Genomic DNA, 12,636 nt, shown 5'->3' with positions numbered 1-12,636 from the left:
ATAAATTTGGAAATAATTATAGAATCCCGAATGTTTTTAAAAGAACGTTCAGACTCCAGATAATGACCATTAATCCAACACCTATGAACATTATTTTCAGTGGTAGTCTACCTGCTAATTTTGCTGCAATTGGCGCTGCTAAAACACCACCCAGAATCAAAGCTACAATCAATTGCCAATGGCTGATGCCGATGACGGAAAAGAAAGTCAATGCACTTGCGAAGGTTACGAAAAATTCAGTCAAACTAACAGTTCCGATGATGTAGCGTGGAGTTTTACCTTTCGAGATTAAAGTGGAAGTGACTAATGGTCCCCAACCACCACCGCCGAAAGAATCCAGGAAACCGCCTGCGCCTGCCAGCCAACCTACTCTTCTCGTTTTTTTCCTTTTTTTATTTTTCCTGAACGCATTGAAAAGGATTCTCAACCCGAGAATAAATGTATAAGCTGCTAAAATAGGTTTGATAATTCCGGAATATTTTTCCCCGAAATAAGATAATAACAATGCGCCCAAAACCGCTCCGATGACGCCCGGAATCAAAATATTCCTGAATAATTTTTTATTAATATTCCCGAATTTGTAATGGCTGAATCCCGAAGCACCGCTTGAAAACATCTCTGCTGTATGAATACTGCTGCTGATTGCCGGCAAAGGGATACCAATATACAAAAGTGCCGCTGTACATGTCACACCATAACCCATTCCCAGGGCGCCATCAATTAATTGTGCTAAAAATCCAACTAAAAACAGCCAGAAAAATCTTTCATCCGTATTGTAATTAAGATAATGATAAGCAACTTCCAGATCTTTGAAACCAATGTAAAATGAGAGAATATTGACTATCAAAAGAAGAACAAACGCAAGGAAAAAGAAGGTAGCAATTCTTCGCCATTTTTGTTCATTATTGATTGGGAAGAGTAGTTTTTCTTCTTTCTGTTCAGAATCTGATTCGAAGAAAAAATCACTTTCTGATGGAAAATTTGGAGCGTAATAAAGATTTTTATGTTCCCTTAGTTTTGAAATGATTAATCGATCTTTAACCGAATCTTCTGTTGCAACAATGAATAAATCCGCCAATTCCAAATACTCGTCCTTGAAATCATCATTAATAATTCTGACAGACGTATTTTCCAATAACAGGATTTTAATATCATCTGACAGCCTTTTGGCAACCACACTGATATTCGCATCCGGAATATTCTGCATCAAATCATTAAGCTGTTCCGATGCCAATTTTCCACCGCCGACAATCAGGATTCTGTTAGACGATGCTTTGATGAAAACCGGAAGTGAAATTTTTGATGTCAAGTTCTTTTCTTTTTAAATTTACTGAATCAATCCGGCACCAACAGTTACAAAACTTGTCTCATCTATAAAGATAATGCCACCATTGGAAGCCAAATCTTTGTAAGAATCGTAAGCTAAAGGTCTTGCGGTTTTGAGCTTAAGTTTTACAATTTCGTTGAGCGAAACCTGCTCTACCTCTTGCTTTTCTAAAGTATTGACATTCAGTTTATAGTCAATTTCTTTGATAACAGCTTTGACTTGCGTTGTATTATTTTGAATCAGATATTTTGCTCCTGATTTCAAAGGTTTGTCGCCCATCCAGCAAACGAGAACTTCTAATTCTTGTTCAATTTTTGGAAGGTCGTCGGATTTTACAATCAAATCGCCACGGCTGATATCTACATCGTCTTCCAAATGTAAAATCACACTTTGAGGCGCAAAAGCTTCTTCTACTTTTTGCTGGTTGATTTCAATGGCTGAAATTTTACTCTCGGTTCCGGAAGGTAATACTGTTATCGAATCTCCAACTTTATAAATTCCGCTTGTGATTTTTCCTGCATATCCACGGTAATCGTGAAGCTCATCGGTCTGAGGACGAATCACATACTGAACAGGAAATCTCGCTTTATCCAGATTGATGGTGTTTTCCAATTCTACAGATTCAAGATAATCTAGTAAAGTTTTTCCGTCGTACCAATTCAGTTTTTCAGATTTATCAACGATATTGTCACCATCTAAAGCCGAAATTGGAATATAAACGACATTATTCAAAGACAGCTGTTCTGCCATTTTTGAATAGTCGTTTTTGATTTGATTGAAAATATCTTCGGAGTAATTGACCAAATCCAGTTTGTTAATCGCCACAACAACATTTGGGATGTTGAGCAATGAAGCAATAATCGAATGTCTTTTCGTTTGCTCGATGATTCCGTTTCTGGCGTCAATCAGGATGATAATCAGATCGGAATTGCTGGCTCCTGTAATCATATTTCGGGTGTACTGAACGTGGCCCGGCGCATCTGCGATAATGAATTTACGTTTCGGAGTAGAGAAATATTTGTACGCCACATCGATGGTGATTCCCTGTTCGCGTTCAGCTCTTAAACCGTCTGTCAGCAAAGCCAAATCCAGCTCGCCATCATTTTTGAATTTGCTTGCGCGTTCTACAGCTTCTAATTGGTCTATCAGAATATTTTTGCTGTCGTATAATAATCTGCCTATCAGTGTGCTTTTTCCGTCATCTACACTTCCTGCAGTGATGAATCTTAATATGTCCATTGTTTTGATAATCGATAATTGATACTTGATAAATGCTTTTGAGAAACTTTTCCCAATCTCATCATTTATCATTTATAATTCATCATTAATAATTAAAAATAACCTGCTTTTTTTCTGTCTTCCATTGCAGCTTCAGAAGTTCTGTCGTCTATTCTTGTTTCGCCTCGTTCGCTGGTTTTGGTCGTGATAATTTCGGCAATCACTTGCTCCAGATTGGTCGCTTCCGACAAAACTGCCGCGGTGCAGGTCATATCGCCAACCGTTCTGTAGCGGACTTTTTCTTTAGTTACAACATCGTTCTCATCCAGATTGACGAACTCGTTCATTGCGATGAATTGGTTATCAAGATTGAGAACTTCACGTTCGTGAGAGAAATAAATGGACGGCAATTGGATATTTTCTTTCAGGATGTAACTCCAGACATCTAATTCTGTCCAATTACTAATTGGAAAAGCTCTAACCTGTTCACCTTTGTGGATTTTACCATTGTATGTATTCCAAAGTTCTGGACGCTGAAGTTTTGGGTCCCATTGTCCGAAATCATCACGAACGGAGAAAATACGTTCTTTGGCTCTGGCTTTTTCCTCATCACGTCTTCCGCCACCGATGCAGCAATCGAATTCGAATTCTTCTACCGTATCCAACAATGTAAAAGTTTGCAATGCGTTTCTGCTCGGCAATTTTCCTTTTGGTTCTCTCAATCCTTTTTCTTTGATAGTATCTTCTACTTTTCTGACGATGAGTTTTTCTCCAATCTGCTCAGCTAATTGGTCACGAAATTCCAGAACTTCGGGAAAATTATGACCTGTATCAATGTGAACCAACGGAAATGGAAATTTACCCGGGCGAAAAGCTTTCAGCGCCAAATGAACGAGTGTAATACTATCTTTTCCGCCACTGAAAAGTAAAGCCGGACGCTCGAACTGGCCAGCAACTTCCCTGAAAATATGGATGGCTTCGGATTCTAACTGCTCCAGATAATCCAAATGATATTTTGACATTTTAATCTTAATTATTAATTATTTGTTGCTATTGTTTCAATTCAAAAATTTTAACACAAAGCTCACAAAGATTTTTTTAAACTAAATTCTGATTAAGGCTAACAAAGGCGATAACACTTATATAAGATAAAATTTCCTTTACGGATATTTTGAAATTTTATTTGTGAACGTGAAGTCCGCATTCCTTTTTACTGGCATCTTCCCACCACCAGCGACCTGCACGAAAATCTTCGCCCGGTTGAATAGCTCTTGTACATGGAGCACAACCAATACTGACAAAACCTTTGTCGTGCAAAATATTATACGGAATTTGGTTCTGTTTGATATAATCTCTTACCTGTTCCGTTGTCCAGAAAAGAATTGGATGGTACTTGATGATTTGGTTGGACTCGTCCCATTCCAATTGGGATAGATTTTCTCTTGCTGCAGAATGTTCTGCTCTAAGTCCTGTAATCCAAACGTTGTTACCTTTAAGAGCTCTTTTCAATGGATGAACTTTTCTGATATCGCAACAAGTTTTTCTATTCTCTACAGACCTGTAAAAAGAATCCGGTCCTTTTTCCTGAATGAAAGGTTCCAGTTCTTCAGGATTTGGATAAAAGGCTTTAATATTGACATTGTACTTTGACCTTGTGAGATTCCATGTGTTGTAAGTCTCTTCGAATAATCGACCCGTATCTAGTGTGAAAATCTTAATCCCAGAGTTTTTGACAAAATCTGTTATGACCTGATCTTCGAAGCTGAAACTTGTAGAAAAGCAAACTTCATTGGGAAAAGTTTGTACCAGAATCTCCAGAACTTCTTCTATTGATTTCTGTTCTATATTCTCGTCAAGCAGTTTTTGAAAGGTTTCTTTTAAATCGTTCTCCATCATTCAATGTAATCAGGTACAAATGTAACAATTCATTCAATTTTGACCAAATTAGTATAATTTAAAATGCGTTAAAAATTCAATAGAATCTTTTAACATCAATTTCAGACTCCAGATTCAAATTATTCCCGATAAAATCAAACAGTACTTTTGAAAAATAACTTCCATTATAAACACCTCGAGCTCCTAGTCCGTTAAAAATATAGAAGTTGTGATGTTCCTGATGCCTTCCTAAAATTGGTCTTCGGTCTGCAACGGTTGCACGAAATGCTACATTAATATCCTGAATCTCAAATTTATTTTTATAAATCTCCATAAGTCCTGATTTTAATTCTTCGACTGATTCATCATTGATATTATTAGTCTTATCAAAACGGTCATAAGTTCCACCGTAGTAATATAGATCGTTTCGAAGATTGAATAAGAAGTGTTTTTTCTTAATAATGTAAGAATCAGGAACTTCATTCAACGTAATTTTCAGGCAATGGCCTTTGTTAGGCTGAATTGGAATGTTACAGAAAAAAGGATTGTTATTAGTTGCAACACCTTCACAGAAAATTATATTTTTGAATGAAATATTATTGTAAGAATTATTTGTTATATCAATTAACCGATGATCAAATTTTTCTTTGATTAAATAATTATTTTCATCCAAATAATTAAACATATCACTAAAGAATGCTGTAACATCAACTCTGCAGGATTGATTGACTTTTCCAGCTTCGAAAGCATTATTAACGGATTTCAACTCTATAAAATCCGGGTCAAGGTAAGACTTCATATCTTCTTTTTGAGAATTTTTTGTCCATTGAACTTTCTCGGATTCATTATGAAAGATTCGAACAACATTTTCATTAATCAAATAATTTTTGAAAGTATAGGCTTCTATTTCTTTGAAGATGACATTCAGATAATCAATCTGTTCCTGAGACTTCCAAAATGTGTTGAACCGTTTCAGAATAACCGGATTGCAGACACCTGCTGAAACTTGGGAAGCAGAAATATTGTCATCATAAAAAATCTTAAATGTTTTTTTTTCCTTAATCAATTGATGAGCGAAAAAAACTCCTGCATATCCAGCTCCAACGATGATGTAATCTACATGTTCCATAAAAAATAAAAAACCTGAGTAAAGATACTCAGGTTTTTTTATTTGGACTATGAGAAATATTAGTAATTCCACATATCATTTTCCATTTGAAGAATCTGGGCTTTGATTCTGTCACTTTCCTCTAATTGTCCTTCTGCATCGTTCGGAATATATTCATCAATTACACCGCTTCCGCCTCTACCTAAACCATTATCAGCTTTATAAATGATCGCAGAAAATCTCCTTGCATTAAGAACGTCATCAAAAGTAATATCAGAAGTTGAATTCTTAGCATTAAAAATATAATTGCTGGATAGAACCTGTCTTGCATCGGGATAGTAAATCCAGAAAAGATCTATAAGATCATCAGCACCTCCACCAAGAGAGGCTGCATCAACCGGCTGGCCAGATTCTGCTAAAGCCTGAGCTTGAGATGCTCTCAGTTTTGCAGCATTCGGATCTTCACCCATTGCAGCAATACCAAGCAATCTGTATCTCAGCTGAGTATCTCTTTTATCGATGTACCACATCCCCATTAGTTTCAGAGCTTTTACTTTTTCAGTCCCTGTTACAATCTTATCAACATTGGCAGAGATATCATTTCTGTTAATTTTGTACCAGCTTCCGTCCAGTTTAACAAGGATTGTATTAGGTGCTATATTGATTTTAGCAGGGGCCTTTTTTGCAGGTGCTTTTTTCTTCTTACCTTTTTTAGTTGTAGTCGGCTCTGCAGCAGGTTCATCTGTTGTAACAGGAGAACTACCGTCATTATACAACAAAACATCTTCTAATCTTGTTCCATAATAAGCCTTGATAGAGCTAATATCGGTATCAGTAGAATTAATAATCGAAGTAAAATACTTCTTCAAATTGTTAGCAGTTGCATCTTCAATCTTATTCTCATTCAAAGTCTGGGAAAAATAGTCCGCAACCTGAATTGCAGAAGTTGCAGAAACGATTTGCTCAGGAGTAAGTCTCGTCATAAAATCATCACTCTGATAGACTTCTTTTATTTTTCCGTTATTAACTGCATCCAAAAGAACCTGGTAAAGCGATTTATTTTGTGATACAAGACCGTCAGAATTGTGATAAAAAGGCTGATTGATTTTATCATTCATATCAATTATTTCCCACACAACCATACTTCTCAAGATATCTTTATCTTCTATAAAGGCATACTTGATAGGAGTACCAAGACTATCTTTCTTGATCTCGCGATCTTCTCTGAACTTCTGAGGCGAACCAGCATTTAGAATGCTATTCTGAGCAAAAGCCATTGCTGAGGAAAGACAAAGTAAACTATATATAATCTTTTTCATAATAAAAATTGAAGTATAAAATCAATCAGTTTTAATATTTTTTATAAACGCAATTAAAAGTTGTTTATTATAATACGTTTATGATAACGTTACCAATATTTGGAAGTACAACTCCATTCAATCCGTTAGCTTTTGCCTGGATATCAAATATTGTAACAACATCTCCACTTCTAAGCCCTTTTGTCAAAGATTCTACCTGTCCTAATGAACTGCCATTAATCGGCATTACAGGCTTACCAGATACTTTAACTTTGAAACTTACTACGTCAAAAGATACAGGGAAATCAAAGTCTGGCAATGTCGCTGTTAATGTCTGCTTAGAAATTGACGGAGCTGGCATAGAAACATAACTAGCACCTCTGATCTGTCCTTTTGGTGGAGGAATATTTTTAATTCTAAAGTCAAATCCTTGTGAGATAACTTTTCCACTAGGTGCTTTTCCAGAAATTGTTAACTTAACAGTACTTCCAGCACCAGGTGTAACCATCCACTTCCCTTTGCCACCGCTTACAGAAGCTCCCGGTGCAGATAATGTTGTAGCAGAAAGATCTGCTCCCAAAATAGCTCCCGAAACAGGATTCTGTAATCCTCTGTAAAGTACCATCATTTTATCAGCTTGCAATATAGCTCCATTTTGCTCTTTCAAAGCTTCTTGTCCTGATACAACATTTAATGTATGAGAATAAGGTAATGTGATAACTTTTCCATTTTTATCAGTGAAAGAAATTTCACCACCAAATTTCTGTTCTCCGGTTGTACCAGTGTTAGGTGTGATAATACCTTGTCCATTCTCAACTCTTTGTACTCCAGTAATTTTCAATCCCGGAACATTACTTGCAAATGTTCCGATAGCAACTTTGATCTGTCCAGTTTCACCTTTCATGATTGAACTAGGACCAGATACCAAAGCTTCATAAGCATTGAATTTGATATCAGCATCAACTTTTTCCTGTAACATAGAAGAAATAGCATCAGCTTGAAGATTTCTTGCTTCCGACTCTATTAATTCAAGATTAGAAAGTGCAGCAATTAAAGGTTGATTATAAAATTTGTACTGAAACCAATTTTTACCACCTTTAGCTCTTTTATCATCTTTGGGAAATTCTGCCCAAAGATTTTTCTGAGCTCTTGCAGCTACGTCTTTTAATTGAGAATTATTAGCAAAATTAGAAACAATAAAATTTCTAAGATCATCGACTTTGCTTTTCAAATCGGTAGATTTTGAAGAAATATTTTTTTCATCACCATCTTTGAAAAATAAATTAGTCGCAGGTTCTGTATTATTAAGAGCGGTAAAACTTTCCTCAACCGCTAAGTTAGGATCGTATTCCGCCTGCTTACTCATCTCACCTTTATAACCTTCAATAAGGTTCACAAGGGCATCTGTTTTTCCAGATAAACCCTCATACTGTGATAATAATGGGCCGTATGTTTCAGGAGAAGTTTTAGCTTTTTCCTGTAAAGTAGCATAGAAAATCTTATTTTTACTCTCGACAATCGTTTGTCTTGTATTAGTCAAAGAATCGTTGGTATCTTTATATGATCTGATGATTTCCTGATCGATCTGCATTGCAAGCATCGCAATGAAAACCAGGTACATCAGGTTAATCATCTTCTGACGTGGTGTCTGTTTACCTCCTGCCATTTTAATAAAATAATTTAAATGTTAAACAATAATTAAAATGATAGTGATTAAGACTTCATTGCGCTAAGCATACCACCATAAACTCTGTTAAGGTTGTTAAGATTAGAAGTTAAACCTTGTAATTCCTCATTGAATTTTTCTGACTGAGCAGCAGATTTCTGAATATCTTCAACATATTTTTTGCTGAATTCCGATTGCTTTTGACCTTGCTCAAGTTGAAGCGCATAAAGTGCATTCATGCTTTCAAGGTGAGAAGCGGCAAGATTCAGTTGCTCATTATATTTGTGTGTAGAAGCAGAAACGTCAACTGTTTGGTTGATTTGATCTACAGACGAAGAGAATTTATCAATTCCGCCTCTCAATCTTTCAAATAAACTCACATCCAATTTTGCGTCAGCCAACATTTTGTCCAGCTTATCAGATAATGAAACTTCCAGTTCTTTATTTTCTACTTTATTCACAACTTTTCTTGGTTGTCTTTCAGCAGATTCATCCAACAATTCAGGATAAACATTTTCCCATGCATAATGTTCTTCTTTTGCTGGTGGATCAAATGCGAAAAATAAGAAGATTAATGCTTCTGTAATCAAACCGGCAGCAAGAGCAACGTTACCTGTAATAGGACCAACGTGCCAGTGTGTCATTTTAAATAAAGCTCCCAGGATTACGATAGCTGCACCAAATGAATAAACAAAATTTGTTATTGATTCTTTAGTTTTAAACATTTTTTTGAATTTTTAGTTAGTAATAGTTAGTTAATTATTTAGTTGTTCTTTTAAATTTACCTGCTCCAGCCGGAATGTCTTGTATTGTCCTGAATCCGATATAACTCCTAGCTGAGTCCTTTCTTTCCCAATCTCTATAGCCAGTCATTAATAAATAACCTGCATCTTTCCAAGATCCGCCTCTGATAGTTTTTTTAACTTCTCTGTAGGCCTGGTTTGATAAATATGGGTTTAAAGTTGATGAAAATTCGTATGTGGAATTACTGTACGGCGACTCTGTCCACTCAGAAACGTTACCTGCCATATCATATAGACCAAATCCATTTTTCGGGAACTTTTTAACAGGAGCAGTATAAGTATAATTACCTTTTTTCTCGTCCTCTATGTATGTACCTCTTTTAGGCTTGAAGTTTGCCAGATAACAACCTCTGTCATCCTGCAAATAGGGACCTCCCCAAGGATAAGTAGCATTTTGTATTCCTCCCTTAGCAGCATATTCCCATTCAGCTTCTGTTGGCAGTCTAAAACGCATTGACTTTTGTTTTTTCTTTTTAAGACTGTTATTATAGTCAGTCTTTAATTTAGTTTTGAAATCACAATACGCCCTTGCCTGATCCCAGGTAACACCAACAACAGGGTATTCTTTATAAGCATTATGCCAAAAATACTGGTCAAACAACGGTTCATTATAAGCATAACTAAAATCTTTGACCCAAACAGTAGTATCCGGATAAACAGCAATACTTTCTTTTTTAAGGTATTGAGTACCTCTATTCTTATCCTTTACGGCACTTGCAACATCTTCCCATTGATAATTATATTTTATCTTAGACCAGTCAATAATTCTTTCATTATTAATTCTCTTATCAGCCGGCAAATACATTGACTCTAATACTTCAGCGTATTTTTCATCCGGATAAGCAGATGTATTATATTGTAAAGGAACTTTCCAATCCAGTTTTTTAGATTCGTCATAGCCATCTCTTCCACCTTGAGATTCCATAAATTTCTGATATGGTGTAGCTTCTTCTCCTGTTTTCTTAGATGCATAAGCAAAGTCACCAATAGACCCGCCGTTTCCACCTTCTTCGCCTCCACCTTCACCAGCAGCTTCTGCTAATAATCCTCTGGCAATGGAATCTCTAACTGCATTTATAAAAACTCTATACTCTGCATTGGTAACTTCTGTTTCATCCATAAAAAAGGAAGAAACAGTCACTGTTTTAGGCATTGCTTTTTCCGGAGTACCTGCGAAATCCTGATCTGCCATACCCATTACAAAAGAACCGCCAGGAATTGGAACCATTCCGTAAGGTCTTTCTGCTATAAATGATTTTGACGATCCTCTAGGAACAAGTTCCCCTTTAAGACCTGGTTTACCAGCACTTCCTTTACTCCCTTTTGAACAAGAAATAACAACCGATGCCGATAAAAATATAAGTAATATCCTTTTCATCCTATTTTAAAGAAATTAAGCGGTAAATATATAATTTTTTTTATGAATAATTATCAATTTTTAATGAAAACGTAATTTGTTAAAGAATATTTCACAAACTACAAAATTATTCTACTGTTACTGATTTTGCAAGGTTTCTAGGTTGATCAACATTAGCACCTCTTGCAACTGCAATATAATATGATAAAAGCTGTAACGGTATAGAAGCTAAAATTGGCGAGAAACATTCTGACGTCTCAGGAATCTCTATAATATAGTCTGCCATTGCAGAAACCTGAGTATCTCCTTTATTCACAATTGCGATAACTTTTCCTTTTCTGGCTTTGATCTCCTGAACATTACTAACTATTTTATCGTAATGTCCAACCTTAGGCGCTATAATGACAATCGGCATATTTTCATCGATCAAGGCAATAGGTCCGTGTTTCATCTCTGCTGCAGGATAACCTTCGGCATGGATATACGAAATTTCCTTAAGCTTAAGTGCTCCTTCCAGAGCTGCAGGGAAATTATAACCTCGACCTAAATATAAAAAGTTAGTTGCGTCTACAAAATTAGAAGCAATAGTTTTCACTGTCTGATCAACAGAATTTAATACATCTTCAACTTTTTTAGGAATAGCATCAAGTTCGGTAATCAATCTCATAAAATCCGCTTTTCCAAGATTTCCATTATGATTACCTAATTTAATTGCAATTAATGACAATATAGTCAATTGGGCTGTAAAAGCTTTTGTGGAAGCAACACCGATTTCCGGCCCAGCATGGGTATAAGAACCCGCATCTGTATAACGTGCAATTGATGAATCCACCACATTACAAATTCCATACACGAAAGCTCCTTTTTCTTTAGCCAATTTGATTGCAGCCATCGTATCGGCAGTTTCACCTGATTGAGAAATCGCAATCACAACATCCTTAGAACTGATGATCGGATTTCTGTATCTGAATTCTGAAGCATACTCTACTTCTACAGGAACACGTGCAAACTCTTCAATAAGATATTCTCCGATAAGACCTGCATGCCAAGAAGTTCCACAAGCGATAATGATAATTCTTTCTGCATTAGTTAATCTTTCCAAATGATCCCAAATTCCGGCCATTTTAATGATTCCTTCATCTACTAGAAGACGACCTCTCATGGTATCAAGAATAGATTTTGGTTGTTCGAAGATTTCCTTCAGCATAAAGTGTTCATAACCTCCCTTTTCTATCTGTTCAAGATTTAATCTTAATTCCTGAATAGCCGGTTCGATTTTAGCATTTTCCTTTATCGTTCTGATATCAATTCCACTTTCTAAAGAAATTGTAGCCATATGACCTTCCTCAAGATAAACCGCTTCTTTTGTAAACTCAACAAAAGGTGAAGCATCAGAAGCTACAAAATATTCATGTTCTCCGATACCGACAGCCAAAGGAGAACCTAATCTCGCTACAACCAGTTGTCCGGGAAAATCATGATGCATAACTGAAATTGCATATGCTCCGTACACTTCGTTCAAAGCATATCTTACAGCTTCTGAAAAATCCAAAGTTGGTTCTTTATCCATGAAATATTGAATAAGATTAACCAGAACTTCAGTATCAGTTTCAGATTTGAACTCGTAGTCTTTATTGATAAGCATTGTTTTTATAGTATCATAATTTTCTATAATACCGTTATGAACAATCGCTATTTTACCATTGTTTGAAAGATGTGGATGAGAATTATTATCGCTTGGGACTCCATGAGTCGCCCATCTTGTGTGCCCCATTCCCAATTTTGCTGTTTCTTTTAAACCTTTTGAAATAGCAACAAGATCATCAACTTTTCCTTTGGTTTTTTTGAATTCCAAATCACCATTTTGGGACTCCAAAATAACCCCGGCACTATCATAACCACGATATTCCAGACGACGTAATCCATTAATTACAACATCATACGCATCTCTAAAACCTGTATATCCAACGATTCCACACATAGT

10 protein-coding genes are annotated in these 12,636 nt (G+C 36.0%); all 10 read right to left on the bottom strand.

From position 1 onward, the window contains the following. Nucleotides 1–16: 16 nt before the first annotated feature. Nucleotides 17–1,309, bottom strand: coding sequence for a TSUP family transporter (locus QOL71_RS08115; RefSeq protein WP_283416426.1), 1,293 nt, complete (start codon nt 1,307–1,309; stop codon nt 17–19). 18 nt (nt 1,310–1,327) lie between these two features. Continuing rightward, nucleotides 1,328–2,566 (bottom strand): sulfate adenylyltransferase subunit 1, encoded by a 1,239-nt coding sequence (locus QOL71_RS08110; RefSeq protein WP_283416425.1) that lies wholly within the window; start codon nt 2,564–2,566, stop codon nt 1,328–1,330. A gap of 92 nt (nt 2,567–2,658) precedes the next feature. Beyond that, nucleotides 2,659–3,567, bottom strand: a complete 909-nt coding sequence (cysD, locus tag QOL71_RS08105; RefSeq protein WP_283416424.1) for a sulfate adenylyltransferase subunit CysD — start codon at nt 3,565–3,567, stop codon at nt 2,659–2,661. A 157-nt stretch (nt 3,568–3,724) separates the two neighbouring features. Then, a complete protein-coding gene (locus tag QOL71_RS08100) occupies nt 3,725–4,438 on the bottom strand; it encodes a phosphoadenylyl-sulfate reductase (protein WP_283416480.1) in 714 nt (237 codons plus the stop codon). A gap of 79 nt (nt 4,439–4,517) precedes the next feature. After that, the gene (locus QOL71_RS08095; RefSeq protein ID WP_283416423.1) at nt 4,518–5,549 is read right to left on the bottom strand and encodes an NAD(P)/FAD-dependent oxidoreductase; all 1,032 of its coding nucleotides are present in this window, start codon (nt 5,547–5,549) and stop codon (nt 4,518–4,520) included. 59 nt (nt 5,550–5,608) lie between these two features. Continuing rightward, on the bottom strand, nt 5,609–6,847 hold the full coding sequence (gene porN, locus QOL71_RS08090) for a type IX secretion system ring subunit PorN/GldN (protein WP_283416422.1): 1,239 nt from the start codon (nt 6,845–6,847) through the stop codon (nt 5,609–5,611). A 67-nt stretch (nt 6,848–6,914) separates the two neighbouring features. Continuing rightward, nucleotides 6,915–8,492: a type IX secretion system motor protein PorM/GldM gene (gene porM, locus QOL71_RS08085; protein ID WP_283416421.1), complete on the bottom strand. Its 1,578-nt coding sequence runs from the start codon at nt 8,490–8,492 to the stop codon at nt 6,915–6,917. A 47-nt stretch (nt 8,493–8,539) separates the two neighbouring features. Beyond that, complete coding sequence (porL, locus tag QOL71_RS08080; RefSeq protein WP_283416420.1) at nt 8,540–9,217, bottom strand: type IX secretion system motor protein PorL/GldL; 678 nt, start codon at nt 9,215–9,217, stop codon at nt 8,540–8,542. A gap of 34 nt (nt 9,218–9,251) precedes the next feature. Beyond that, the gene (porK, locus tag QOL71_RS08075; RefSeq protein ID WP_283416419.1) at nt 9,252–10,673 is read right to left on the bottom strand and encodes a T9SS ring complex lipoprotein PorK/GldK; all 1,422 of its coding nucleotides are present in this window, start codon (nt 10,671–10,673) and stop codon (nt 9,252–9,254) included. A gap of 106 nt (nt 10,674–10,779) precedes the next feature. After that, nucleotides 10,780–12,633 (bottom strand): glutamine--fructose-6-phosphate transaminase (isomerizing), encoded by a 1,854-nt coding sequence (gene glmS / locus QOL71_RS08070; protein ID WP_283416418.1) that lies wholly within the window; start codon nt 12,631–12,633, stop codon nt 10,780–10,782. Nucleotides 12,634–12,636: the final 3 nt, after the last annotated feature.

Origin of the sequence: Epilithonimonas pallida (assembly GCF_900182975.1) — a bacterium.
In the GTDB taxonomy this organism is placed as follows: Bacteria; Bacteroidota; Bacteroidia; order Flavobacteriales; family Weeksellaceae; genus Epilithonimonas; species Epilithonimonas pallida.
Note: the sequence above shows the minus strand (reverse complement) of the source record. Positions and strands in the feature narration are given on the sequence as shown.